General features: G+C 75.0%; 12 protein-coding genes. 5 read left to right on the forward strand and 7 right to left on the reverse strand.

What is annotated here, in order from left to right; translation table 11 throughout:
• The first annotated feature begins 16 nt into the window (after positions 1–16).
• The 4 genes from AB0D74_RS41820 (at position 17) to AB0D74_RS41835 (ending at position 6,994) form a co-directional block, all read left to right on the forward strand.
• The gene (locus AB0D74_RS41820; RefSeq protein ID WP_362599175.1) at positions 17–2,173 is read left to right on the forward strand and encodes a trehalase family glycosidase; all 2,157 of its coding nucleotides are present in this window, start codon (positions 17–19) and stop codon (positions 2,171–2,173) included.
• A complete protein-coding gene (locus AB0D74_RS41825) occupies positions 2,170–3,783 on the forward strand; it encodes an FAD-dependent oxidoreductase (protein WP_362599177.1) in 1,614 nt (537 codons plus the stop codon). Before AB0D74_RS41820 ends, AB0D74_RS41825 begins: the two co-directional genes overlap by 4 nt.
• Entirely contained in the window at positions 3,783–4,799 is a 1,017-nt protein-coding gene (locus tag AB0D74_RS41830; RefSeq protein ID WP_362599178.1) for a dihydrodipicolinate synthase family protein, read from the forward strand. Before AB0D74_RS41825 ends, AB0D74_RS41830 begins: the two co-directional genes overlap by 1 nt.
• A gap of 68 nt (positions 4,800–4,867) precedes the next feature.
• Positions 4,868–6,994, forward strand: coding sequence for an exo-alpha-sialidase (locus AB0D74_RS41835; RefSeq protein ID WP_362599180.1), 2,127 nt, complete (start codon positions 4,868–4,870; stop codon positions 6,992–6,994).
• Between the two features lie 9 nt (positions 6,995–7,003).
• Here the strand turns inward: AB0D74_RS41835 and AB0D74_RS41840 are convergent, their stop codons facing one another.
• The 7 genes from AB0D74_RS41840 to AB0D74_RS41870 all read right to left on the reverse strand — a co-directional run bounded on the left by AB0D74_RS41840 (position 7,004) and on the right by AB0D74_RS41870 (position 26,287).
• Positions 7,004–7,741, reverse strand: coding sequence for a hypothetical protein (locus AB0D74_RS41840; protein ID WP_362599183.1), 738 nt, complete (start codon positions 7,739–7,741; stop codon positions 7,004–7,006).
• A gap of 25 nt (positions 7,742–7,766) precedes the next feature.
• Complete coding sequence (locus AB0D74_RS41845; RefSeq protein ID WP_362599185.1) at positions 7,767–8,645, reverse strand: TauD/TfdA family dioxygenase; 879 nt, start codon at positions 8,643–8,645, stop codon at positions 7,767–7,769.
• 32 nt (positions 8,646–8,677) lie between these two features.
• Entirely contained in the window at positions 8,678–9,391 is a 714-nt protein-coding gene (locus AB0D74_RS41850) for a hypothetical protein (protein ID WP_362599187.1), read from the reverse strand.
• On the reverse strand, positions 9,330–10,406 hold the full coding sequence (locus tag AB0D74_RS41855; RefSeq protein ID WP_362599189.1) for a GSCFA domain-containing protein: 1,077 nt from the start codon (positions 10,404–10,406) through the stop codon (positions 9,330–9,332). Before AB0D74_RS41855 ends, AB0D74_RS41850 begins: the two co-directional genes overlap by 62 nt.
• 11 nt (positions 10,407–10,417) lie before the next feature.
• Positions 10,418–19,795: an amino acid adenylation domain-containing protein gene (locus AB0D74_RS41860; protein ID WP_362599191.1), complete on the reverse strand. Its 9,378-nt coding sequence runs from the start codon at positions 19,793–19,795 to the stop codon at positions 10,418–10,420.
• Positions 19,792–23,940 carry an amino acid adenylation domain-containing protein gene (locus AB0D74_RS41865; protein WP_362599193.1) on the reverse strand — a complete coding sequence of 1,383 codons (4,149 nt, stop codon included), beginning with the start codon at positions 23,938–23,940 and terminating at the stop codon, positions 19,792–19,794. Before AB0D74_RS41865 ends, AB0D74_RS41860 begins: the two co-directional genes overlap by 4 nt.
• 412 nt (positions 23,941–24,352) lie before the next feature.
• Positions 24,353–26,287, reverse strand: coding sequence for a PAS domain S-box protein (locus tag AB0D74_RS41870; RefSeq protein WP_362599195.1), 1,935 nt, complete (start codon positions 26,285–26,287; stop codon positions 24,353–24,355).
• A gap of 403 nt (positions 26,288–26,690) precedes the next feature.
• Between AB0D74_RS41870 and AB0D74_RS41875 the strand changes: the two genes are divergently transcribed.
• Positions 26,691–26,879: a hypothetical protein gene (locus AB0D74_RS41875; RefSeq protein ID WP_362599227.1), complete on the forward strand. Its 189-nt coding sequence runs from the start codon at positions 26,691–26,693 to the stop codon at positions 26,877–26,879.
• The last annotated feature ends 1 nt before the right edge of the window (position 26,880 follow it).

The following is a 26,880-nucleotide window of genomic DNA, read 5'->3' on the forward strand; positions in this document are numbered from 1 at the left end:
CGAGGGGCGGCGTGCCGTGACTCCGGTACCGACCGGCTGGAACACCTGGGACGTCCGCACGCACACCGGCATGAACAGGCTGCCGGACGGGCCACGGGTACGGTTCGGCGTCCTCGGCCCCGAAGGACCGGTGCTCGACGGGTTCACCTGGCGCGACGGACTGGAGCGGCTCGGCCCGCACACCGTGGACGGCAGCTACGCGGAGGTGACGGTACGGGCGGCCGGCCAGCGGCTGCGTCTCGAGTTCGCGGGCGGACCCGGGGACGTGCTGGACGCTCTGGCCGAGAGCACGGGGGCGATCGTGCTGTCGGTGGAGGGCCTGGACGACATCGAGGAGCAGACGGACCTGGCCGCCACCGTCCGCGCGGGCGGCGTCCGTTGGACGGTCGCCACGTCGACACCGGGCCGCAGAATCGAGGGCCCGGCGACCGCGCTGGTGCTGGCGTTCGGCACCGGAGCCGACGTGGACCTGCGGATCGCGCCGGCCGCAGCGGCGCCCCAAGGGGGTGCGGGGCCGCATCGAGGTGCGGCTCCGCAGCGGGGCGCGACCGGCCACGACGGCCCGGCAGACGAAAGACGACACGGCGCGGCCCGCACGGCGGAACGCACCTCGCTCCGTTCAACCGGCTGGCTGGGCGACGCCGCCGACGCCCTGACCCGGGCCGTCACCTGGAACACCGTCTACGCCCCGGACACCGGCCGCGTCCTGACGCCCACCTCACGCGACTTCGTGTGCGCCGACCGGAAGGGCTTCTACGGCACCTGGGCGCTGCACGCCTGGGACACCTTCTTCACCGGACTCACCGCCTCGGCAGTCGACCGGGACTACGCGCGCGGCATCTTCCAGCAGATCCTCCCGTACGCGGACGGGACCGGCATGATCCCGAACCGGGTCTCGGACGACAGGGGCCGCACCGACGACCGTTCACAGCCGCCGGTCGGCGCGCTGACGGTGTACCAGGCCTATCTGGCGGGCGGTCTCTCGCCGGAGACCCGCGACACGGCACTGCTCGGCACCACCTTCCCGGCGCTGCTGGCCTGGCACGACTGGTGGCCCCGGGCCCGCCGGGGACCGCACGGGCTGCTCGCCTGGGGCTCCGACCCGGTCGCGGGCGACTCCGCGTCGGCCACCCTGGACCGGGCCAGACGCGAGTCGGGCCTGGACGACTCGCCGATGTACGACGAGGCCCGGTACGACCCGGCGACCCACACCATGGACCTCGCCGACGTCGGCCTGAACGCCCTGCACATCGCGGACGCCGAGGCGCTGGCGGACATCGCCGGTCTGCTCGGGGAGCACGCGACGGCCGACCGGTTGCGGGCCGAGGCCGCCGCGGCCAGGACGGTCGCCGACCGGCTGCTGTGGGACGACGGGCGCGGCGGCTACCGCAACCTCACCTCCGCCGGCACCCACGATCCGCACGTCTCGCCGACCATGCTGTACGCGCTGCTGGGCGGGTTGCCGGACCCCGGCCGGGCGGCGACGGTGGCCGCCGACCTGTTGCGGCCCGAAGTACTCGGCGGTGTACGGCCCTTGCCCAGCGTGGCCCGCAACGATCCCGGTTTCGCGGCGACTTACTGGCGCGGCCGGATCTGGGCGCCGATGGCGTATCTCGCCGTGCGCGGGCTGCGGCGGTACGGGCTGACCGAACTGAGCCGGCCCGTGGTGGGGGACCTGCTGCGGCTGTTCCTCCACGAGTGGCACGAGCACGGCCACGTCCGGGAGAACTATCCGGCCGTCGACGGCGAGAACCTGACGAACCTTCGGAAACGGTCCGACGGGCTGATGGCCTGGGGCGGACTGCTGGCGTATCTCGCCTTCGGCGAACTGGCCGACGCACGCCCGGACGGCTGGCGGTTCGCCCACCCGGGCGAGCCGGCCGAACTGCGCAACCTGCCGCTGGGCGACGGCCGCCTCGACGTCCGGGCGGCCGGCCGGCTCACCGTCCGCCTCGACGGAGGTGCCCTGCTCGACATGGCGCCCGGCGTCGTCGTACGCAGCTACCGGCGGACCCGCGACCGTGTCACCGGAACCGCCGAGGGCGTCGGCGACGTGCTCGTCACCCCGCCGGACGGCGGCCCGCCCGTGCCGGTGGACGTCCGGGGCGCACCCCGGAGCTTCACGCTCGGTCCGGACGGCGCGGGTGACATGTGGGAAGGGAGCGGTGTATGAGCGCGCCGACATCGGCGGCCACGGACATCCTCGTCGTCGGCGGGGGACTCGGCGGGGTGGCCGCGGCACTGGCCGCCCTCGACCGGGGCCGGACGGTCCTGCTCACCGAGGAGACCGACTGGATCGGCGGCCAGCTCACCAGCCAGGGCGTACCGCCCGACGAGCACGCCTGGATCGAGCAGTTCGGCGCCACCCGCACCTACCGCGCGCTGCGTGAGGCGGTCCGCGACCACTACCGGACCTGGTACCCGCTCACCGAGGAGGCCAGGCGGCGCCGGTATCTCAACCCGGGCGAGGGCCGGGTGAGCCCGCTGTGCCACGAACCGCGGGTCGCCGCCGCCGTCCTGGACGCCATGGTCGCGCCGTACGTGGCAGCAGGCCGGCTGCGGATCCTGTACCGGCACCGGCCGGTGGCCGCCTCCGTCGACGGCGACCGGGTACGGTCCGTGGTCGTCGAGGGCCCCGACGGCACCCGGATCGAGGTGTCGGCCCCGTACGTCCTGGACGCCACGGAACTCGGCGACCTGCTGCCGCTGACCGGCACCGAGCACGTGACCGGTTTCGAGTCCCGCGGGGACACCGGGGAGCCGAGCGCGCCCGACGCGTCCCAGCCGGCCAATATGCAGGCGTTCTCCTGGGTGTTCGCCGTCGACCACGTGGCCGGCGCGGACCACACCGTCGACCGTCCGGCCGGTTACGACCGCTGGGCCGCCTACCACCCCCCGCAGTGGCCGAACCGGCTGCTGAGCCTGAGCGCGCCCGACCCGAGGACGCTGCGGACCGTACCGCGTGGCTTCACCCCGAACGCCGACTCGGGGCCGGTCGTCGCCGACCAGAGCAAGGACGCGGGCGACAAGGAACTGTGGGAGTTCCGCCGGGTGTTCTCCCGGAAGCTGTACCGGCCGGGGTTCGCCGCGAGCGACGTGACCATCGTCAACTGGCCCATGATCGACTACCTGCCGGGCCCGCTCGTCGGGGTGGACGACAAGGAGCGGGACCGGCACCTGGCCGGGGCCCGCGAGCTGAGCCTGAGCATGCTCTACTGGCTGCAGACCGAGGCCCCCCGGCCCGACGGCGGCACCGGCTGGCCCGGCCTGCGGCTCCGCGGCGACGTGCTGGGCACGGCCGACGGGCTGGCCAAGGCGCCGTACATCCGGGAGTCGCGCCGGATCGTCGCCCGGCGCCGGATCGTCGAACAGGACCTGTCCCTCGCCGTCCGCGGCGAGCACGGCGCGGTGCGCTACCCGGACTCCGTCGGCATCGGGATGTACCGGATCGACCTGCACCCCTCCACCGGCGGCGACACCTACATCGACGTCGCCAGCAGCCCCTTCCAGATCCCGCTGGGCGCCCTGCTCCCGGTGCGGGTGCGGAACCTGCTGCCGGTGTGCAAGAACATCGGCACCACCCACATCACCAACGGCTGCTATCGGCTGCACCCCGTCGAGTGGAACATCGGCGAGGCGGCCGGATCGCTGGCGGCGTACTGCCTCGACCACCGGCTGGACGTCGAGCAGGTGCACGAGGACGGCGAGGAGTTGCGCCGCTTCCAGGACGAACTCACCCGCGCCGGCGTCGAACTGGCCTGGCCCGAGGTCAAGGGGTACTGATGGGCGGCAGCGAAGCGCCCCAAAGGGGCGCGGGGCGGCAGCGATGTGCGGCTCCGCCGCGGGGCGCGACCAGCCACGACGGCGCCGCAGCCGAACAACGACACGTCGACGGACGCGCCCTGCTGACAGGCGTCATCGTCCCCATGGTCACCCCGATGGACCGCCCCGGCCACCCCTCGGCCCCGGCCGCCGACACCCTGCTCCGCGCACTCGCCGCCGCCGGCGCCCGCGGCCTCATGCTCTTCGGCAGCAACGGCGAGGGACCGCTGCTGCCCACCGCGGAACTGGCCGAGTTCGCCGTCGGGGTGGCCGGACGCTGGCGTGAACTCACCGAAGGCGGGCCGGTGCTGATGAACGTCACGGCCCCCGGCACCGCCGAGGCGCTGGCCCGGGCGGCGGCCGTCCGCCCCGCCGCGCCGGACGCGCTGGTGCTCAGCCCGCCGATCTACTTCCACCACCGGCACGACGAGATCGTCGCCCACTACGCCGCCTTCGCCGGCCTCGGCGTTCCCGTCGTCGCCTACCACGCCCCCCGCTACGGCAACCCGCTCACCCCCGCCCTGCTCGACGAACTGACCGCCCTCCCGCACCTGGTGGGCATCAAGGACAGCTCCGGCGACCCCGCCCTGTTCGGCCACGCCCTCGCGGCGGCCCGGCGGCGCGACGGCTTCGGCGTCAGCCAGGGCGCGGAACGCCAGGCACTCGACGCGCTGCGGCTCGGGGCCGACGGGGTCGTCCTCGGGGTGGCCAACCTGGCGCCCGCGGTGACCGCCGAGCTGTGCCGGACCCACCACGAAGGCCGCGCCGAGGACGCGCGGCGCGCACAGCAACTGCTCGACCGGGTACTGGCGTTGCACACCGTACGCCCCGGCGTCCCGGCGGTGAAGGCCGTCCTGGCCGCGCGCGGCCTGTGCCCGCCGCATGCCGCGCCGCCCTTCACACCGTGCTCCGACGGGGAGCGCAAGGCGCTGCTCGACCTGCTCGCCCCGTTCGACGCACAGCTCATACACGCCTGACCCCGCGTCCGCGCCGGTGCCCCCCTCCCGTCCGCACTCCCTCCGTCCCGCCCGAAAGGGGTGGCCCCATGTCCGACGACAGACCGGACCGCACCGCCATGAACCGCAGATCCTTCGCCCTCGGCGTCGTCGGCGCCACGGCGACCGCCGCGTGGGGACCCGTGGCCCTCGGAACCTCGGCACAGGCCGCCGACCGGTCGTCCGCACCGGACCGGCACGGTGCCTTCTTCGAGGAGCAGACCCTCTGGGACTCCGTCGAGGGCCCGCTGGTGAGCTACCACGTCCACGCCCTCGCCGTGCTGCCCGACGACACGATCCTGGCCGTGACCGAGGGCCGCCACGAGGTGTGCGACGCGGGCCCGCGCGACCTGCTGCTGCGCCGCAGCACCGACGGCGGCCGGACCTGGGAGGCGAGCCGCACCCTGGTCGCCTCCGTCGACGGCGAGTCCTGGGGCAACCCGGCGCTGGTCGTGGACCGGCGCACCCGGGAGGTCTTCCTCTTCTACATGCTCTCGCTCCGGCTCCCCCAGAACACCTCCTGCTCGGGCGACTCCGGCGAGCTGTACGTCATCTCCAGCCGGGACAGCGGGCAGACGTGGGGCGAACCACGGAGCCTGGCGGGCCTGTTCGACGGTTTCCCCTACAACTGGGCGCTGCACGGCCCCGGTCCGGGCCACGGCATCCAGCTGCGCTCCGGCCGCCTGCTGCTCAACTGCCTGCACCGCAGGGTGATCGTCGGCAACACGGTGGCCCAGCGGTACTACGGGGTCGCACCGCTCTACAGCGACGACCACGGGGCCACCTGGCACGCGACCGGAGAGGTGCCGGTACAGGTCGCGTACCCCATCAACGAGGCGCGGACGGTGCAGCGCGACGACGGCACCGTACTGGTCAACGGCCGCTTCGCGTCCGGCGGCGAGAACCAGCGCATCGTCGCCGTCAGCACGGACGACGGCACGACCTGGTCGCAGCCGGCGCTCGACGGCGCCACCGGCTCGTTCAACGCGGTGGACGCCAGTCTGCTGCGCTACACCGGCGGCCCGGGCAGCCGGCAGCCCGGGCGCGTGCTGTTCAGCCGCCCCGACTCGCCCGTCCGGTACAACATGACGGTCGCGGTCAGCTACGACGAGGGCTTCTCCTACCGCTACCAGCGGGTCGTCAACGAGAACCGCTCCTTCTACTCGGACCTCGCCCGGCTGTCCGACGGCACCATCGTGCTGCTCTACGGCTGCGACGGCGACATGGCGAGCGTCCCGCAGCGGGTCGCCGTCTGCTGTTTCTCGCTCGACTGGCTGACCCGGGGCCGCGACAGCCTGCACGGCGGCCCGCACTACCGGGAGACGGTCGTCGGGCTGGCCGAAGCGGACCGCGAGGTCACCGGCGGCTCCGTGCAGACCGTCACGGATCCGCTCGCGCGCCGCGGGGAGCGGCTGGTCCTCACCCCCGAACAGGTCGGCGACGCAGTGGAGTTCACCTTCAGGGCGCCGCGCACCGGCGACTACGAACTGCTCCTGCGCCACTACCGCTCGGCGGACGGCGCGCTCGCCACGGTCACGGTCGACGGCACCCGGCTGCCCGCCCACGCGATCGACACCACCGCGCAGACGGCCGACGGCTTCGACCTCGCCCACCTCGGGACCACCAGGCTGCGCGCCGGACGGCACACCCTGCGCTGCGCGGTGACCGCACCGGGCCGGGGCGGCGGCACCCGGCTCGGCCTCGACTCGCTCAGCCTGATCGAGGCGCCGGGCTCCGCCGACGTCCGTGCCGAGGTCGTCGTGGACAACGACCGGCTGGGCTTCGCCGTCGTCAGCGGCAGCTGGCCCACGGCGACGGCCGACCCCGGCTACTGGTCGGGCAACTACCGCACGGCGCCCGCAGGTTCGGGCGAACGCAAGGTGCGCTGGCAGCCCGCCGTGCCCCAGGACGGCCGCTACGAGATCCAGGTGTCCTACCCCCCGGCCGCCGCCCGGGCGAGCAACGCCCCGTACACCGTCGTCGACACGGACGGCACCACCACGACCGTACGGGTCGACCAGCGGGCCGCGGGCACCACCGACCCACGCGGCGGCATCTGGGTTTCGCTCGGCGAGTTCCGGCTCCGGGCCGGTCTCGGCACGTCCGTCGGGCTGACCAACGAAGCCGACGGCGTGGTGGCCGCCGACGCCGTTCGCCTGCTGGGTCCGCTGGACTGAGCTCCTGCCTCAGCGCCGGGCGGCCGTGAGCGCCGTGAGGAGGCCGTCGGCCAGCCGCTCCGCCCCGGGCCTGTCGCCCGTTGCCGCCGTGGCGCGCAGCACGGCCCGCAGCTGCGCCTCGGGGAACGTACCGGCGTAGGCCGGGGCGTCGTCGGCCGCGTACGCCGCCGCGAGCGCCGTGCCGAGGGCCTGCGCGTGGGCCTCGGCGCAGGCGCGGGCGTTGGCCTCGGTGGTGAGCCGGGCGTACGCGTGGCCGTGGGCGTCGGCCTCGGGCGCGGAGTACCCGTTGGCCAGGGCGTGGTCACGGGCGCCCGTGTGGCCCTCCGCGTAGACGGCGGCGCGGTCGTAGGCGGCGTCGTGCAGCCGCAGCAGGAACGGGCCGAGGGCGGACCGCCAGGCGGTCCGGCCGGCCGGTGCGCCCCGGGCCGCCGCGCGGTGCAGGGCCGCCGGCCCGGCCGTGTCCGAGGTGTCCGAGGTGTCCGAGGTGTCCGAGGTGTCCGCGAGCAGCGGCAGCACGGTGTCCGCCTGCCAGACGTGCACGGCCCGCAGCCCGGCCGGCAGCCGGGTGGTGCCGAGCAGGCCGTGCAGACGGGTCGCCCAGGCGTCCGCGGCGGACGCCGGCAGCTCGCCGTGCAGGGCCGTGGCGAGCTGCCACAGCCAGGCCGGTGCGCCGGTCGCGGGCGGCTCGGCGGACCCGGTCCGCAGCGCGGCGAGGAAGGCCGCCGGGGCGGCCGTGGTCGTGCCCATGGTGCGGTCTCCCTGCGGCGGCGGGTCAGGCGGTCAGGGACGTGCCGTCGATCGCCACCCGGCGGCCCTCCCTGGTGTGCGGGAAGTAGTCCCACACCGCGTGGTGCTGCACACTGCGGTTGTCCCAGAACACCAGCGTGCGCTCCTGCCAGCGGACCCGGCAGTGCAGCAGCGGGGTACGCGCGATGTGCGCGTACAGCATCCCCAGCAGGGCGTCGCTCTCGGCGCGCGACAGCTGGGTGATGTGCGAGGTGTAGGGGGCGTTGACGAACAGCAGCTTGCGGCCGTTCTCCGGGTGGCGGACGACGACCGGCTGTTCGGTGCGCGGCACGTCGTACTCGGGCGGCGGGGTCAGTCCGGCGTCCGTCCAGGGCTTGGCGCCGTCGTGGAGGGCGGTCAGACCGTCCAGGAAGCCGCGCAGGGCAGGGGAGAGCAGGTCGTGGGCGAGGTGCATGTTGGCGAACAGGGTGTCGCCGCCGCTGCCGCCCTCCGGGATCGTGGTGATGTACAGCATCGAGCCGAGGGAGGGCTCGGCGTCGGCGGTGCCGTCGGAGTGCCAGCCGTTGCCGGCGACGGCCTTGGAGTCCTTGTCCGCCTTGATCTCCAGGATGTGCGGGTCCGACCCCTCGGCGGCGAGGGCGACGGGGTGCAGCTCGCCGAAGACGCCCGCGAACCGCTTGTGCGCCTCGGGGGTCAGGTCCTGGTCGCGGAAGACCAGCACGTGGTGGGTGTGGAACGCGTGCCTGAGCTCCTTCTCCTGCTGCGGCGTCAGCTCCTGGGAGAGGTCGAGGCCGGTGACCTCGGCGCCCAGCACCGGGGTGATCGGGGCGAGGGCGAAGGTGTCGTACGGCTCGACGGGGCGGGTGGTGAGCCGTTCGACGGCGCGCAGTGCGTAGTCCTCCATGAGGGACCTCCTGGGAGTCGGGGTGGGCGGGGTCACAGGGCGCGGTCGAGGAGTTCGGCGACCACCAGGCGGCCGAAGGCGAGGTTGCCGTGGATCGTGTCGTCGGGCGCGCAGAAGACGGACCGCTGCCGCCCGGAGCCGTCGGTGACACGGTCGCGCAGGTCGACGATCTCCACGCCGCGCGCGGCGAGTTCGGCGCCGACGACGTCCTGCGCGGCGAAGAAGACGGCAGGGTCGGACATGCCGGGGACGCGTTGCGGCGGCAGCGGGGCCAGCACCCGCAGCCCGAGGGCGGCCGTGCGCTCGTAGAAGGCGAGCGCGCCGCGGACACCCGCCCGGACCAGGTCGGCGAACAGGCCGCTGCGCAGGAACCGTTCGGGCACGGCGCCGTGCCGGTCGCGGTGGATGTCCCAGTTCTGCCGGGTGGCCACCGTATGGGCGCTCAGCCCGAACGTGCACACGAGCGGCACCCCGAGCCCCGCGAACCCGGTCACGCCGAGCTCCGCCAGGAACCCCTGGACCAGCCGCCGCGCCGCCGCGTCCCGGAAGACCGGACCGTCCTCGCCCCCGGCGCCCCTGTCGTCGAGGAACGGCCCGAGGAAGTCCCGCCCCGAGCCGACCGGGCCGCCCGCGAAGGGCAGCCCCGCCTGCCGCGCGGCCTGCCCGACACAGCCGGCGTGGGAGTCACCGAGCAGGAGGAACCGGGCGGGACCGGGGAGCGTAGTAGTCGAGTACGGCATCGTCACACCAGTGGTCCTCTCCGCCGGCGACGGGGGTGGTCTGCGCGGGCACGGGCGGTGCCGTGCCCGCCTCCGGCCGCAGGGCCCGGAAGAAGTGCCGCATCACGAACGCCACCCCGTCGGGCGTGACCGTCCGGAGGTTCGGCCCGTAGGACGCCGCCCGGTACGGAAATCCGGTGACGATCTCGTACGACGGGAAGTAGTCGACGTCGTCCGACGCGTCGGCGAGCTGACCGGCCGCCGCGCGCAGCACCGACTTGGAGTGCGTGGTGGCGACCAGGGCGTGCCGGCCGGTGGCGGTCGCCGTCAGCGGCACCGGCGACACCGTGAGGACCGTGCGCAGCCGGGAGTTGACGCCGCGCGCCATCGCGAGCACGTCCGTGAGGTCCCGGTGCACCCTGTCCACCGTGTGCTGGTGCAGGACGTGCCTGCCGGGGTCGTAACGGCCGCGCACGGTACCCGGGCACACCGGCAGCACGGTGCCGGTACGGACGTCGTGCCAGGCCTCGGTCAGGCCGAGGGTGAAGACCAGCACGTCGGCTCGGGTGAGCGCGGTACGGATCGCGCCCAGCGTGACCGCGCGGGCGCGCAGCACGTCGTCCGCCGAGCGGTGGCCGTCCGGTTCCACGGCCGGCCGGTAGGGGTCGTGGAAGACCCCGTCCTCCTCCCACACCTCCGTCGGCGGCTTCTCCTCCTCCAGCGCCCAGGCGACCCACTGGCGCAGCGCGGCGGCCGTGTAGACGTTGCCGGTGCGGAAGGAGAAGCGGCGGTAGCCGCGCGCCGCCTGTTCGGCGGCCGTCAGCCCCGGGGGCGGGAGTTCGGCGTCGTACCAGTGCATGCCCTCCGCGAGCAGGGCCCGGCCGATGTGCGCGGCGAAGCAGGAGCCTACGGTGACGACGGCGTCGTCCTGGCCGATCGCGAACTTCGGCGTCCACAGGCCGTCGATGTCCGTCGGGTCGCGCTCGGCGACCGCGGTGCGCCAGAACGACCGCGCGGGCAGGCGGGTGTACGGATGCTGCACGGCTGGTCTCCTCAGGTCCGTCCGGCGGGCTGCGGCCGGGCGCCGGACGGCGACCCGGTCCCGGCGAGGGCGGCGGCGATCTCCCGGACGTGGGGTTCGGCGACGATCTGGTAGTGGTCGGCGTCGACGTGGTGCAGCCGGTACGGCGCGGGCAGGTGCGGGTCCCAGGCACCGGGGACGGTCGGTTCGGGCGCGAGCACGGCCTCGGTCACGGGGCGGTCCGCCAGCCACACCGCGGCGGGCGTCCGGTCCAGCCGCGGCAGCCGGTGCCCCGCCATGGCCGCCAGGTTGGCCCGGCAGCAGCGCCCGAGCCGCTCGGCGTAGCGGCGGCCGGACTCCGCGAGGGGGGCCGCGGTGCCCGCGCCGGGTTCGGCGGTGCGGTGGGGCCGTTCGGGCGTGCGGTGGGCCTGTTCGGGGGTGCGGAGGGTCTGTTCGGCGGTGCCGTCGGCCCGGTCCGCAGGCCGGTCCGTGCCGTTTCCGCTCAACTCGCGGGCGAAGACGGCCTGTATCTGTTCCTCGTCGTAGCCGGCGAGGCGCTGTCCGGCCCCGGGCGGCGGCGGGTCGAGGAGATGGAGGGCGGTCACGGGCCGGTCCTGGGACTCGGCGAGCGCGGCCATCGACAGCGCGGTCCACGCCCCGAACGACCACCCGGCGAGCGTCAGTTGCCGCCCCGGTTCCGGGAACTCCCGCCGCACGGCGGCCAGATACCGCGCGGCGCGCTCGTCGATGGAGGGGGAGTCCGGCAGTCCGGCGTCGGCGGCGCGCAGTCCGGGGTCGGCGATCAGGCAGACGGTGAGGCCGGCGGGCAGGGCGGAGACCAGGGGCCGGTAGGCCTGGATGTCCCCGCCCACCGGATGCACCAGGCACAGCACCTGCGGTCCCGGGCCGTGCTGCCACACCTCGACGTCCACCGTGCCGTGCGGGCTGACATCGGCGCCGAGGTGGCCGAGGATCTCCGCGAGGCTCACCCGGTGGCTGAGCCGGGACAGTTCGATGTCGGTGCCGTGCCGGCGTTTGATCTCGTCGAGGAGCTCCAGCAGGGTCAGCGAGTCGGCGCCCAGGTCGTAGAGGGCGGCCTGCGGGTCGACGGTGTCCACGCCGAGCAGCTCCAGGAGGATCCCGGTGATCTCCGCGGTCGCGTCGCTCCGCACGGGAGCCGTGGGGTGGGCGGGGGTGGCGGGTTCGTAGAAGTCACGGGCGGCCGTCAGGTCCGTGGTGCCGACCATGAGATGCGGGAGTTGCAGACGGAGCACCCGCTCGAAGACGGCCGTCCCCTCCTCGGGGGTGAGCGCCACGGTCAGGTGGTCCCGGTGCCGGGCGTCCGCCCGGGCGGCGTGCCGCTCGGCCATGCCGACGCCCCGCCACGCGTCCCAGCCGACGCTCGTGCGTGCCGTGGCGTCGCCGCCGGGCGCGCTGCGGTGGGCGTAGGCGTCCAGGCAGGCGTTGGCGGCGGCGTAGTCGAACTGGCCGACACCACCGAACCGGGCCGCCATCGAGGAGCAGTACAGGACGTAGTCGGGGGCGTGTTCGGCGGCGAGCAGCTCGACCAGCAGGGCCCCGCGCAGCTTGGCCGCCGTGACACCGCGGGCCGCGCCCGGCTCGCGGCGGGTCAGCAGGCCGCCCGCCGCGGCGCCTGCGGCGTGCACGATGCCGGCCAGCCCGTCGAGCAGCGGGGCCAGCCGGTCCGCGACGGCCACGGGATCCTCGGCCGCCAGGTCGGCCGTGACCAGGGTGACGCGCTCGCCGAACGGCCGCAGTACGGCGGGTACTTCGGCGCCGCGCGCCACCAGGACGACGCGGTTCCCGGGGTGTCCGAGGAGGCTCGCGGCCAGGGTGGTGCCGATGCCGCCCGTGCCGCCGAGGATCAGATGGGTGCCCGGCGCGGCGGCGGGCCGGGCCGCCTCGCCGACGGGCACCGGCACGGTGGTGCGGCGCCACCAGAAGCCGTCCCGCAACGCGGTCGCCCGATCGGTGCCGGTGCCGGTTCCGGTTCCGGTGCTGGTGTCGCTGTCGGCGTCGGCGTCGGGGGCCGGGTCGTCGAGGAGCAGGTCGGGCAGGTGGGCGGCCCAGCCGGCCGGCTGCGGGCCGGGCAGGTCGGTCCAGCGCAGGGTGACGCCCAGTTCCTGCCGGGGGACCTCCAGGGCCGCCGCGAGCAGACCGGCCTCGGGGGTGTGCACGGCCCCGGTGACCGGTTGCGCCCGCTGGGACAGCAGCCAGGCCCGGGGCCGTTCCGCCTCCGGGCGGGCGGCGAGGGCCAGGGCGAGGGCGGCGACCGTGTCGAGGCAGGCCCACTCGGCCGTCTCCAGGGCGGACACGGTCGGGCTGCCGTCGAGGGCGAGCGGAAGCGCGTGCAGCCAGTCGACGGCCGGCTCGTCCGCGCCGGTCAGGCGGTCCAGCAGGGCGGTGAGCTGCCCGGCGTCGGCGACGTCGGCCTCGTAGCGGTCGTCCCCGAGCCGGGTCAGGCCCTGTCCGGCGCGTACGGTCACCACCCGGGCGTAGTGGCGCTCCAGGAACCGCCAGCTCTCGCCGTCCTGCCCGGGACCGATCACCACCACGGCGGTACGGCGGGACACCGGTGCGCCGGTGCGGGCCCGCCGTGAGCGGGTCCACAGGGGCTGGTGCAGCCACTCGGCGGCCGGCAGCCGGGACGCACCCGACGGCTCCTCGGGGGCGCGGGGGAAGTCGTACTCGGCCGTGTCGAACGCGGGCGGCGGAAAGTCCCAGGGCGCGGGCGCCGGGCCCGACGGCCGTACGACGGCGCGGCCGGCCGTCCACGCCTCGACGAGAACGTGCGGGTCGGTGTCCTCGACCGCGGGCGCGTCCTCGACCGGGGGCGCGGTGACCGTCGGCAGCGCCCGCAGCCAGGCGATCGCCGAGGCGGCGTCGGGGCAGACGGCCGCCGCGCGGTGGGCGAGGACGGGGCGGCCGGTCCTGAGGTGCCGCAGCACCTGGGGGTAGGAGTCGGGAGCGGCCGTGAGGTAGTCGGCGATACGGCGCCCGTCCGCACGGACCGCGGCCTCGGACGCGCCGGACAGCACCAGGCACGGCAGCGGCTCCGCCTGACCCGGGACCGGGACCGGCTCCGGCTGCTCCAGCAGCACATGGGCGTTGGTGCCGCCGATGCCGAAGCTGCTCACCCCGGCCACCCTGGGCCGGCCGGCCGGCCACGGCTCGGCGGTGACCGGGATCCGGAACGGGCCGTCGGCGATCTCCGGGTTGAGCCGGCCGAAGTCCACCGTCGGCGGCACGACCCCGTGGTGCACGGCGAGCACCGCCCGCACCAGGCCGACGACGCCCGCCGCCGCGCCCAGGTGCCCGATCTGGCTCTTCACGGACGACAGCGCCACCCGCGCGTCGTCCGCCAGCCCGTACGCCTGCCGCAACGCGGCTGCCTCGACCGGGTCACCGAGCCGGGTACCGGTGCCGTGCGCCTCGACATACCCGACATCGCCGGCACGGCGGCCACTGCGGTTCAGCGCCGAGCGGATCGCGGCCCGCTGTCCGGGCAGCGACGGGGCGCTGTAACCGAGCTTGCCGGAGCCGTCGTTGTTCAGCCCCGAGCCGGTGACGACCGCGTACACCGTGTCGCCGTCCCGGCGGGCCGCCGCCAGCGGCTTGAGGACGACGACACCGCTGCCGCTCGCCCCCACGGTGCCCTCGGCGTCCGCGCTGAACGGCCGGCAGTGCCCGTCCGGGGAGAAGATGTGCTGCGGCCGGTAGGTGTAGCCGTCGGTCAGCTCCGTGTCGATGAGGACCCCGCCGACGAGCATCACGTCGGCGTCGCCCTGCCGCAGCATCCCGGCCGCGACGTGCACCCCGGCGAGCGAACTGGAACAGGCGGACTGGAGCGTGAACGCCGGTCCGGTGAGCCCGAGATGGTAGGCGGCCTTGGTGGCGAGGAAGTCCTTCTCGTGGTGCAGGGCGAGCCGGAAGGAGTCCGGCAGCAGCTCCGGGTCGCCGTCCCGGAGCATGCGCTGGAAGTAGGTGTTCTCGCCGCAGGAGGCGACCAGACCGACCCGCAGCCGCGCCGGGTCGCCGATGCCGGCGTGGGCGAGGGCCTCGGCGCAGTTCATCAGCAGGTGGCGCTGCTGGGGGTCCATCAGCCGGGCCTCGTGGGGGCTGACCGTGAACCGGCCCGCGTCGAACTCCAGCAGTCCCGCCGGCTGGGAGCGGGCGCCGACGCGGTTGCCGTCGGACGGGGCGAAGTGCTCGATGCCGCGCCGGCCGGAGACGACCAGGTCCCAGAACGCGGCCAGGTCGGGCGCGCCCGGCAGCCGTACGGCCATGCCGACGACGGCGACCGGCTCGTCCGCCCGCCGGGCGCCGCCGGACGGCTCCGGTCGCCGGGCCGGACCGGGGCGGGAGGCGCCGGACGCCGCCGGGTGCCCGGTCGGTGTCTCGCGCGCGGTGCCGTCGTTCGTCACGAGCCGGGCGAGCGCGCGCAGGGTGACGTGCTCGAACAGATCGGGTACGGAGAAGGGGAGATCGCCCTCGCCCGCGCACCTGAGCTGGAAGCGCATCAGGTCCAGGCTGGTGGCCCCGGCGTCGAAGAACCGCTCGTCCGCGTCCACGGTCCGCCCGGTCGCCGCCCGGAACAGGTCGGCCAGCCGCTGTACGAGCGGCGACGCTCCGGCGTCCGCCCCGTCGCACGGCCGGTCGCCCGGCCGCGGTTCGCTCCCCGCGCGCAGTTCGTGTCCCGGCGCGGCGAGCGCCGCCCGGCGGTCCAGTTTGCCGCTGGGGGTGCGCGGCAGCTCCGGCACCCGCCGGAAGGCCGCGACCCGGACGTAGGCGGGCAGCAGACTTGCCAGCCGCCGGGTCAGGTCCGCCGGGTCGGGATCCTCGCCCCGGCACTGGAGGACGGCGACCAGCCGGCCGTCCAGCACGCCCGCGACCGCGTTGACCACCCCGGGAGACCCGAGCAGCGCGGCCTCCACCTGGCCCAGTTCCAGGCGGTGACCGCCCAGTTTGACCTGGCCGTCGTCGCGCCCCGCGTAGTGCAGCAGGCCGTGCTCGTCGAAGCGGGCGCGGTCCCCGGTGCGGTAGAGGGTGCCCAGCTCGGGGTCGTCGACGAACCGGTCCCCGTGCGGGGCGGGATCGCCCAGGTAGCACCGGCCCGCCATGGGACCGCCGATGAGGAGGTCGCCCGTCACGCCCGGCGGCACCGGCAGCCCGCCCTCGTCGACGACCCGCAGCACGGCCCCCGCCACCGGGCGCCCGATCGCCGGGCGCGCCGGCCAGCGGGCCGGGTCGCCTGCCAGGCACAGGGCGCTGACGACATGGGTCTCGGTCGGGCCGTAGTGGTTGAAGAGGCGGACGCCGTCCGGCAGCCCCGCGAACCAGCGCCGGATGGCGTCCGTGCACACCAGCTGCTCACCGGCGGTGACGACGTCCCGCAGCCGGGACGGGAACAGCCCCGCCCGTACGCCGTGTTCCGCGAGCAGCTGCAACGCCACGTACGGCAGGAAGATCCGCTCTGCCCCGCCCGCCTCCAACTGCCGCAGCAGCGTGGGTATGTCCTGCCGCCAGACCGGTCTCACCAGGCGCAGTTCGCCGCCGGAGCAGAGGGTGGTGAGGATCTCCTGGAAGGAGACGTCGAAGGAGAGCATGGAGAACTGCTGGGTGACGGCGGGCCGTTCGAGCCCGCCTGCCACCCGCTGCCAGGTGAGCAGATCGCACAGCGTCCGGTCAGGGACCTGGACGCCCTTGGGGGTGCCGGTGGAGCCCGACGTGAACAGGGTGTAGAGCGGCCGGAGCCCGCGGTGCCGGTACGGCACGGGCGGCGCGGTGGGCGTGCGGGTGAGGGTGACGACGTGCCGGGGCAGGTCCGGCGGGGCGATCGTCGCCAGGACGTCGAGGTCCTGGGCGCCGGTCAGCACGCACAGCGGGGCCGCGTGGTCCAGCACGTGACGCAGCAGGGCCGGCGGGTAGGCGGGGTCGAGGGGGACGACGGTCAGGTTCCGGCGGGCCGCCGCGAGCAGGGCGACGACGTGCTCGACGGACGGCTGGAGGTACAGGGCCACGGACGCCGGGGCGGCTGGATCCTCGGGCACGCTCAGCAGCGACGCCAACTCGTTGGCCTGGGCGTCGAGTTCGGCGTACGTGAGGGTGGTGTGGCCGAGGGTGACGGCCGGCGCGTCCGGAGTGCGGGCCACCTGGCGGGCGAAGCCCTCGGCCACCGTCGTGAAGTCCGCCGCGACGGGGGTGCCGTGGGCCGTCCCCGCCGTGCGGTGGGGGGCGACGAGTTCGCGCAGGGCGAGGTCACCGTCGCCGGTCAGCCGCTCCAGGGCCAGCCGGAACAACCGGGCCGCGGCTGCCGCCCGTTCGGCGCCGAAGTCGTCCCGGTACTCCCACAGGCAGCCGAACCCCGACTCGTCCTCCACCACCGACAGCGTCAGCGCGCACTTGGCGTCCGCGGGCTCGGGCCACCGGGGCTCGACCGTGCAGCCCGCCAGACGCAGCGCGGAGAACTCCGTGTTCTCCAGGACGAACATGTAGTCGAAGAGCGGGGAGCGCTCCCGCAACGCCGGGTCGGTGAGCACGTCGGCGAGGAGGACTTCCTGCCCTTCCAGGACCCGGCGCACGGTGTCGGCGTGCGCGGCGAGGTGGGTGCGCAGCGAGTCGTCGGGCCGCACGGCCAGGTCGAGGAGCACGGTGTTCGCGAACATGCCGACGCTCTCGGCGAACTCGGGGCGCGGCCGGTTCGCCACCGGAGCGGCGACGAGCGGCCGGGCCTGCCCGGTCACCCCGTACAGGCACGCGGCGAACGCCGACACCAGCAACTGGAACCTGGTCAGGCCGAGTTCCCCGGCGCGCCGGTCCAGTGCGGTACGGCGGACCAGGTCCAGGGAGGTCCGCAGCAGCCGGGCCCGCGGCCGGGCCGGGGAACCGGCGCGGGGCGCGGGCAGGGCCGGGGACGGTTCCGGGGCTTCGGCGTAGTGGTCGCGCAGGCGGGTGCGGTGGCGTTCGTAGGCGGGCGTCGCACGCCAGTCGCGTTGCCAGCGGGCGAGGTCGAGGGGGCCCGCGGCCGGGGCGGGACGCTCCGCGTCGCCCGCGTAGGCGTCGGTGAGATCGCGGAAGAGCAGGTTGAGCGACCAGCCGTCCACGGCCGCGTGATGCAGATGCAGCAACAGCACTCCGCCGTCGGCCCGCTCCGCCCAGGCGGCCCGCAGCAGACGCGGCTCGGTCAGGTCGAAGCGGTGGGCGAAGAAGCGGTCGGCGGTCTCCCGCCAGGGCTCCCCGTCGCGGGTGTCCAGCGGCTGCCAGGGGTCGTACGGCGCCTCGGTCCGCTGGAGCAGGCCGTCCGGGGCGGGCACCAGCCGGGTGCGCAGGGCGGCGTGCCGCTCCACCAGCGAGCGCAGCGCGCGGCGCAGCGCCCTCGGGTCGACGGCGCCCCGGACCCGGAAGACGAGCGGCACGTCGTAGGAACGGTCCCCGGGATCGCGCCGGTGCAGGAGGAAGAGCCGCTCCTGTTCGCTGGTGGCGGGCGCGGTCGTGGTGTCGGGGGCGGGCGGCACCGGCGGACGGGGATCCGCCCCGGCGGAGCGCACGGCGTCGGCGAGGGCGGCGAAGTCGGCCCGCAGCACCAGGTCCTGGGCGATGTCGACGCCGTACCGCTCCAGGATCTCGAAGCGGAACCGCAGCGCCTTCAGGGAGTCGCCGCCGCTCGCGGTCCAGCGGTCGTCGGGGCGCAGTCCGCCGACGGCGAGGATCTCCTCGGCGATCTCCAGGACGGGACGCTGCTCCGCGCTGGCCGCCACCGCGTCCGCACGGGTGCCCCGCCACGGCGTGACCGCGTCGCGCACCAGCGCCGCCTGGTCGACCTTGCCGTTGGCGGTCAGCGGGAGTTCCGCGACGAGGTGGGTGTGGTGGGGGCGCATGTACGGCGGCAGCGCGGCGCCGAGGTGACGTTCGTAGTCCGGGAAGGAGAGGTCGTCGCCGAGGACGAGGAAGGCCAGCAGCTCGTGGCGGTCGGCCGTGTCGCGCCGGGTGCAGACGTGGGCGCGGCGCACGGCGGGCAGGGCCAGGATCCGCTGCTCCACCTCGCCCGGTTCGATGCGGAAACCGCGCACCTTGACCTGCCGGTCGGCCCGTCCGACGTAGACCACACGCCCGTCGGCGTCCCGGCGTACCAGGTCACCGGTCCGGTACCAGCGGCGCGGGGTGCCGTCCTCGTCGGCCAACTGGACGAAACAACGCGCGGTCAGCTCCGGCAGGTTGCGGTAGCCGTTCGCCAACGCGAGCCCGGAGAGCAGGAGTTCGGCCACCTCGCCGTCCTCCGCGGTGCGTCCGTCCGGGGTGTGCAGCAGCAGCCCGGTCCCCGGCAGCGCGGTGCCGATCGGGATCGCGTCGCCGTCGAAGTCGCGGGGGATCGGGTGGCACAGGGCGAACGTCGTGGCCTCCGTCGGCCCGTACACGTTGTGCAGGACGGTCGGGGCGTGCGGGTTGGCGTCGTACCAGGCGCGGATCGCCCGCGGGTCGAGCCGTTCACCGCCGACGAGGACCTGGTCGGCGCCGGCGAAGCAGCCGGGGACCTTGTCGACGACCGTGTTGAAGAGCGCGACCGTGATGAACACGGTGTCGACCCGGCGTTCGCGCAGCACGGCCGCGAGCCGGTGCGGGCTGTGCACCTCGGAGTCGTCCAGTACGACGCAGACGCCGCCGGTGAGCAGCGGTGCCCAGACCTCGAAACTGAGCGCGTCGAAGGCCGGGTTGGACATGCACGCGTAGCGGGCGCCGGGCCGCGGGTCGAGCCAGCCCGGCCGGGCCAGCCGCAGCACCCCCGCGTCCGTGACCTCGACGCCCTTGGGGCGGCCGGTGCTGCCGGAGGTGTAGAAGACGAAGGCCGTGGTGCCGGACCCGGCGGGTACGGTCGTGGGCGGCGCGGTGGCGGGCGCGGCGGCGGTGACCGTGGTGTTCGGGGGCGCGGTCGGGCCGAGGAGCAGGTCGGCGTCGATCCCGTGGGCGTGCCCGGTCGTACCGTCGTGGACGACCACGACGGCGCCGGAGTCGTCGAGGATGTGCCGCTGCCGGTCGGGCGGACTGAGCCGGTCGAGGGGGACGACGGTGGCCCCCGCGCGGCGGATGCCGAGCATGACGCAGACCAGTTGCCAGGAGCGGGGCAGGCAGACGGCGACGGACTGCCCGGCGGCCACGCCCCGTTCTCGCAGCCGCGCGGCGACCCGGCCGCTGAGCAGGTCGAGTTCCGCGTAGGCGAGCAGCCGGTCACCGTCCTCGACGGCCACGGCCGAGGGCGTGCGGCGGCCCTGCGCGAGCACGGCTTCGGCGAGCCCGGTCTTCGCGGGTCCGGTCTCGGCCGGCTCGGTCTCGGCGGGTCCGGTCCGGGCCGGCTCGGTCTCGGTCGGTTCGGAAGGCGGGGTGCGGTCGGTCATCGCGATTCTCCCGCCGGTACGGCGACGGAGCGCGTCGCGGGTGCGGACCGCCCCTCGTGACGGGCGAGTTCGGCGGCGAGCAGCGCGGCGACCCGGGCGGTCTCGGCGCCCTCCAGGATCTCCCAGTGGTCGCAGGCCATCGTCTCGACCCGGAACCCGCCCAGCGCACGACGCCGCCAGAACGCCCGGACCTCCGCGTGGAAGGCGGTGTCAGCGCCTTCCGCCACCGCCTCGGCGAGGACCAGCCGGGTCGGGGAGGGGGCCGGGAGGTGTGTGCGGGCGGTGAGCCGGTTGTGGTTGTAGATCCGGAAGTACCGGTCGACCTGGGCGTCGTCGATGCCGGGGTACATCCCGTTGAACCGTACGAGTTTGTCCCGGAACTCCGCCGCGTCGACGGCGGTGATCGCCGCGCGGGCCTCGGTGTCGTCCGTCGCCTGCGTGTCGAGCAGGACCACGCTCACGTCGCTGCGTCCGGCGGCGCCGAGCCGGCGGCCCATCTCGTGGGCGACGAGTCCGCCGTAGGAGAGCCCGGTCAGGACGAGCGGACCCGCGCCGAGGGGTTCGAGGAGGCGCAGATAGGCCTCGGCCATGGCCTCCACGCTGGGCAGCATCTCCTCGCCCGGGTTCACGCCGGGGGACTGGATGCCGTACAGGCCGGTGTGCGCGGGCAGGTGGGCGGCGAGGGGCAGGTAGCAGAAGGCGGTGCCGCCGGCCGGGTGGACGCAGACCACCCGGGGGCCGGTGCCCCGGCGGAACTCGATCAGGCTGCCCGGCGCGCGGTCCGCGCCGTCCTCGCGCAGCAGCGCCGCCAGGGACTCGATCGTCGGCCGCACCATGACCTCGGCGACCGGCAGCCGGCGGCCGAAGGCCTCGGTGACCTCGTGGGCCATCTTGATGGCGGACAGCGAGGTGCCGCCGACGTCGAAGAAGTTGTCGCCGACGCCGATCGAGGGGTGGAGCAGCACGCCCTGCCATATCCGGTACAGGGCGTGTTCCACGTGGTCGCGCGGGCTCGCGGTGTTGACCTGGTCGTTCGTCTGCTCGTGGACGAGGCGCAGCAGGGCGGCGCGGTCGAGTTTGCCGCTGCGGCCCAGCGGCAGGGACTCCAGGTCGAGGACGACGGCGGGGACCATGTAGTCCGGCAGGCTGCGGGCGAGCGCGGTGCGCCAGTCGGCGCCGGCGCGGGCCGGGGTGTCGCCCCGGCCGACGGCGGCCACCAGCCGGGACCGGCCCGCCGGGTCCCGGTCGGCGAGGACGACGGCCTCGCGGACGCCGGGCAGCCGCGTCAGCGCCGCCGCTATCTCGCCCGGTTCGATGCGGAAGCCGCGCAGCTTCACCTGGTCGTCGGCGCGGCCCGCGTAGTGGAGCAGGCCGTCGTCGCCCCAGCGGGCCAGGTCGCCGGTGCGGTAGACGCGGGCGCCGGGCACGAACGGGTCCGGCAGGAAGCGTTCCTCGGTGAGGTCGGGGCGGCCCAGGTAGCCCCGGGCGAGGCCCGCCCCGCCGAGGTGGATCTCGCCTACGACACCGGGCGGCACCGGCTGCATCCGGGCGTCCAGGACGTAGCAGCGGGTGCCGGGCAGCGGGCGGCCGATGGGGCACGGGCGGTCCAGCGGGCGGGGCTCGTAGTGGGCGGTGCTGTAGAGGGTTGCCTCGGTGGGGCCGTAGCCGAAGCAGACCCGCAGGCCGGGCAGGCGTTCGGCCATGCGGTGCAGGGCGGCCTCGGTCAGCGACTCGACCCCGGTCAGCAGCCTGCGCAGGCGCAGACCGCGCAGCCGCCGGTCCGGGTCCTCGTCGGCCCACCTGACGTAGGCGGGCGGCAGAAAGGCCTGCACGATCCCGTGCGCACCCAGCCAGGCGAAGAACTCCTCCGGGTCGCCGCGGAGTTCCTCGGGGACGATGTGCAGGACACCGCCGGTGGTGAGGGGCAGCAGGAGTTCGTGGACCGAGGCGTCGAAGCCGATGCTGGACCAGGCCGAACCCGCCTCGCCGGGCGCGGTGCCCATCCGGTCGTGCCAGACCGAGAAGAGGTTGAGGACGCTGCGGTGCTCGACGGCGACGCCCTTGGGCCGCCCCGTGGACCCCGAAGTGAAGATCACGTACGCGAGCTGGTCCGGAGTCCGCGGGATCCCGGCCGGCGGCCCGTCGACGCCCGGCGAGGTCTCGGCCGTCCTTCCGGGTGTTCCCCCGGCCGTCACCCCATCCGTCACCCCGGCCGTCTCCTCGGCCGTTCTCCCGGCCGTCTCCCCGGCCGTCGCGTCGGCCGTCACCTCGCCCGTCCCGTCGGCTGTCTCCTCGGCCGTTCCCCCGGCTGTTCCCTCGGCCTCGACCGTGTCGAGGTCGAGCCAGTCCGGCGGGCGGTCCGCATCGCGGTGGTCGCTGAGGACCACGGGGCACGCGGCGTCCTCGACCATGGCGGCCAGCCGTTCCCGGGGCTGCCCCGGGTCCAGCGGGAGGTAGGCGGCACCCGCCTTGAGGATGCCGAGGACGCCGACCGCCAGGTCGCCGGTGCGGCGCGCGTGCAGTCCGACGACGTCGCCCGGGCGGACGGCACGGGCGACGAGGGCGTGCGCGAGCCGGTTGGCACGCCGGTCGAGCGTCGCGTAGTCCAGGGTGCGCTCGCGGTCCGTCACGGCGGGGGCGGCCGGGTGCGCGCGGGCCCGGGCCTCGAAGAGGGCGGTGAGGCCGGATGCCGTGCGCAGGGCGGTCGCGGTCGCGTCGGCGGGGGCGCCGGGTTCGTCCGGCTCCTGCGTGGCGTCGCCCGCGCCGATCAGCTCAAGCCGCTCACGCGGGTCCATCAGCTCCAGGGTGTCGACGGCGCGGTGCGGATGCCGGGCCATGTCGGTGAGCAGACGGCGGAGGTGTCCGGCCCAGCGTTCGGCCGTGGCGGCGTCCAGCAGCGCCGTCGCGTAGTCGAGGTGCCCGGTGACGCGGCCCTCCGACTCGGTCGCCGACAGGGCGAGGTCGAACTTGGCCGGGGCGTGGGCGATCGGCAGCGGCGCGGCCTCGACCCCGGGCAGCTTCAGCAGGTCGTGCCGGTCGGGCACCCAGGCCAGCATGGTCTGGAACAACGGGGTGTGGGCCGCGCTGCGGGGCGGGTTGACCACCTCGACGATCCGCTCGAACGGCAGGTCCTGGTGGGCCAGGGCGCCGCGGACCACCGCCCGGGTCCGGGCCAGGGCCTCGGTGGCGGTCGGCGATCCGGACAGGTCGACGCGGAGCGGGAGCGAGTTGACGAGGAAGCCGATGAGCCCGGCGGTCCCGGGGCCGCGGCGGCCGGCGACCGGGCTGCCGACAACGATGTCCTGCTGCCCGGAGAGCCGGGACAGCAGGACGGCCCAGCCGGTCAGCACCGCCACGAACAGGGTGGCCCCGTGTTCCCGGGCCAGGCCGCGCAGGGCGGCCGTGACCTCCGCGTCCAGCTCGAATGCGACGCGACCGCCGTCGTAGCCCTGCTCGGCGGGCCGGGATCCCGGCAGCGGCAGTTCGAGGACGGGCGGGGCGTCGGTCAACGCGTCCTTCCAGTAGGCCTCCTGAGCGGCGAGGGCACCGCCGAGCACGGACTCCCGCTGGGCGTCCGCGTAGTCCGCGTACTGGAGCCGCGGCTCCGGCAGCCCGTCCGGCACGCCCGCCGCCAACGCCTCGTAGAGGACCGCGACTTCCCTCATCATCACGTTCATCGACGCGCCGTCGTAGATGCTGTGATGGAACGTCAGCAGGAGTACGTGGCGTGCGGTGCCGAGGGCGAGCAGCCGGCCCCGCCAGAGCGGACCGGCCGCCAGGTCGAACTCCCGTGCCGCCTCTTCCCGTTGACCCGCGGCCACGCGCCCTTCGGGGTCGGCCGCGGCGCCGAGGTCCTCGACCTCCAGGGGTGCACCCGAGCCCGGCGGGTCGATGTGCTGGCACACTCCGCCCGCCTCCGCCACCAGCCGGGTCCGCAGGGTCTCGTGCCGGTCGGTCAGCGCGTCGAAGGCGGCGGCCAGGATGTCACGGTCGAGCGGGCCGGTGAGAAGGAAGGCGAGGGTCTCGTTGTAGGCGGTGCTCCCGCCCGGGAGCTGGGCCAGGAACCACAGCCGCTGCTGGGCGAACGAGGCAGGCCTGATCCGGTGGGCCGGGTCGGTGGGGGTGGGGCGGGGAGTGTTCTGCACCGGCAAGGCCTGGCCTTCCTGTCGGGGGACGGGACCGGGGACGGAACAACGGAACGGGGGCGCGGCGGACGACGGCATCGCGCGAAGTGCCGTAAGGGGAAAGGGGATGGGGGGAACGGGATGCGTGGATATCGGCGGGTGGGGGAGGACCGACGGGGGATACGCGCGGTGCAGCTGCGCACGCTGAGGCGTCAGCTGTGCGGAGGTTCTGAGGGGGCTCCGTGACTTAGCTGTGATCATCAGTCACGCGTCGAGGGCATGTCAACACTTGACATCCCAGCGGGAGTTGACCTAGCCGGGACGTTCTCCCGGGCGTCCTCGATGTTCTCCGCGTCCCGGCAGGCCCGGACGCGGACCATCGGATGCGCCCGCGCCCGTCACCGTCCGGTCCCGGGGGCGGGCCGGACGGCGCTCAGAGCCGGAGGGTGAACCAGGTGGTCTTGCCCTCGTCCGTGGGCCGTACTCCCCAGCTGTCGGCGAGCGTACGGACGAGCAGCAGACCCCGGCCGGACTCCTCGTCCTCGGCGGCCCGGCGCGGCCGGGGCAGTTGCGGGCTGCGGTCGCTGATCTCCACGGTGAGGTCGGTGGCCGTGCGGTGCAGATGCAGACCGATGGGACCTTCGCCGTGCTGGACGGCGTTGGTCAGGGTCTCCGACAGCAGCAGGAGCGCGTCGTCCGCGCCCGCCGCACAGTCCCAGGCGGTGAGCGCCTGGTGCAGGAACGCCCGCCCCGCCGGCACCGAGGAGGGGCAGGCCGCCAGATCGGTGGTCAGGGCCGCCAGCGGCGCGGCCGGGAGCTGCGCGAGCAGCAGGGTGACGTCGTCGTTGTGGCTCTCGGCGTCGGGCAGCAGACTCGCCAGCACATGGTCGGCGGCGGTCTCCAGGCACGGTGTGCCGGCGAAGAACTTCTCCAGGACGACGGTGAGTTCGGCGATCCGTTCCTCGATGTCGCTGCCCGGCGTCTCGATCAGGCCGTCCGTGTAGAGCACCAGGGTCGCCCCGGGCGGGACGGCCGTACGGGACTGCTCGTAGAGGACGCCGCCCACCCCGAGCGGGGCGTTGACGGGCGAGTCCAGGATGCCGACCGCGCCGTCCTCCGCGCCGGCGACGAGCGTCGGCAGATGACCGGCCGAGCAGACGGTCACGGTCCCGGAGTCGGGGGCGATGACCAGGTAGCAGCAGGTCACGAGCTGGTCGGGGACGTCGAGGTCGGCCACGCAGGAGTCCAGCGCCTGCATCAGCAGCCGCGGCTCCATCCCCGTCTTCGCCAGCGCGTGCGCCGCCGAGCGCAACTGGCCCATGACCGCGGCGGCCTCCAGCCCGCGGCCCATCACGTCACCGATCAGCACGCCCACCCGGTCGGCGCCCAGCGGTATCAGGTCGAACCAGTCGCCGCCCACCCCGGCGCCCTGGGTGGCGGGCCGGTACCGGCTCGCGGTGGCCAGACCGGGGAGCGCGGGCGGGGTGCCCATCAGGCTGCGCTGCAACGTCAGCGCGATGTGCCGCTGCTGCTCGTACAGGGCGGTCAGTTCGGCCTCGGCGCGCTTGCGGTCGCTGATGTCCCGGACGATGGCGCAGGCGCCGACGACCCGGCCGCGGGTGTCCCGCGTCGGCCACAGGGTCACGTCCACGTCGAGCAGCGCCCCGGAACGGGTGACGCGCAGCGTCTCGAAGTGCTCGACCTTCTCGCCCTGGCGCAGCCGGGTCAGCAACGCGCTGACCTCCGTGCGGAGTTCGGGCGGGGCGAGCATGGACACGTGCCGGCCGATGGCCTCCTCGGCGGTGTAGCCGTAGAGGTCCTGCGCCGCCGCGTTCCAGTAGGTGATGTACCCGTCGAGGGTCTTGGCGAGGATGGCGTCCTGGGAGGACTCGACGAGGGCGGCGAGCTCGTTGATACGGGCCTCGGCGGCCTTGCGGTCGCTGACGTCGCGCACGGCGGCCGACACCAGCAGCCCGTCCGCGGTCTCCATCGGGCTGAGGCTGATCTCCACCGGGAACTCGGTGCCGTCCTTGCGCAGTCCGTGCAGTTCCAGTCCGGCGCCCATCGGACGGACCTGCCGGTTCGCCGAGTAGCCGCCCCGGTGCAGGTTGTGCTGGGTGCGGAAGCGGTGCGGCATCAGCAACTCGACCGGGTGGCCGAGGAGTTCCTCGCGCCGGTAGCCGAAGAGAGCCTCGGTCTGCGCGTTGACCAGCTTGATGATGCCCTGGCCGTCGACGATGACCATCGCGTCCGGCGCGGCCTCCAGCAGGCCGCGGAAGCGTTCCTCCGCGGCCCCGGACCCCTGGCCGGATGCCGGCGCGCCGCCGCACCGGCAGAGGGCCGCCGCCACCTCCGCCGTGCCGACCACGCGCGAACGCTCGCTTCTGAGGGACCCGGCCATGTCCGCCCCACCCCTTTCCCGCCGATTTCCCACCGATGGATGCGGTTATCTCAGCGCTTCCGGCGCGCCGGGGCAGGGAGAAGTCGTTTAGTGGCCGCGACCGCCCGAACCTGTCCACTGCGGCGCACTCGTTGCCCACCGCACGTCCGGGGTCGGGACCGGCGTGCAGCGGCGACGGGACACCCGCACCGGCCCCGGGGTGACCGACGGCCGCCGGGCACGGCGCGGCCCCTCCTCCGGGACCAACGGCCCCCGTCCGGGCCCCCTGGCCCCTGCCCCCCGACCGCCCCGGACGCGACGCTGGAACCGGTCCCGACTCCGGCACCAGAACCGTCCGCCCGAGGATCCCGCTCCCCAGGAGGTGGAGAGCATGCTCCGTACCGTCACCGCAGGCCTCGACGGCGCACCCGGGAGCCGGGCCGCCACCGCATGGGCTGCCCGCGAGGCGCGGTTGCGCGGCCCCGGCGATCCCCCGGCCATCGAGGACCGGCCCGGCGGCGAGGTCCGGCACGGCCGGGTAGCGGTCCGGATCCTGTCCGACCTCGGCGCGGGGCGGTGAC

The sequence above is a fragment of the Streptomyces sp. NPDC048278 genome (genome assembly GCF_040652195.1).
Lineage (GTDB): Bacteria > Actinomycetota > Actinomycetes > Streptomycetales > Streptomycetaceae > Streptomyces.

Excerpts from the sequence above, each read along its gene's own strand:
- AB0D74_RS41825 (WP_362599177.1), top strand. The coding sequence starts at position 2,170 with ATGAGCGCGCCGACATCGGCGGCCACGGACATCCTCGTCGTCGGCGGG.
- AB0D74_RS41830 (WP_362599178.1), top strand. The coding sequence starts at position 3,783 with ATGGGCGGCAGCGAAGCGCCCCAAAGGGGCGCGGGGCGGCAGCGATGT.
- AB0D74_RS41835 (WP_362599180.1), top strand. The coding sequence starts at position 4,868 with ATGTCCGACGACAGACCGGACCGCACCGCCATGAACCGCAGATCCTTC.
- AB0D74_RS41840 (WP_362599183.1), bottom strand. The coding sequence starts at position 7,741 with ATGGGCACGACCACGGCCGCCCCGGCGGCCTTCCTCGCCGCGCTGCGG.
- AB0D74_RS41845 (WP_362599185.1), bottom strand. The coding sequence starts at position 8,645 with ATGGAGGACTACGCACTGCGCGCCGTCGAACGGCTCACCACCCGCCCC.
- AB0D74_RS41860 (WP_362599191.1), bottom strand. The coding sequence starts at position 19,795 with ATGACCGACCGCACCCCGCCTTCCGAACCGACCGAGACCGAGCCGGCC.
- AB0D74_RS41875 (WP_362599227.1), top strand. The coding sequence starts at position 26,691 with ATGCTCCGTACCGTCACCGCAGGCCTCGACGGCGCACCCGGGAGCCGG.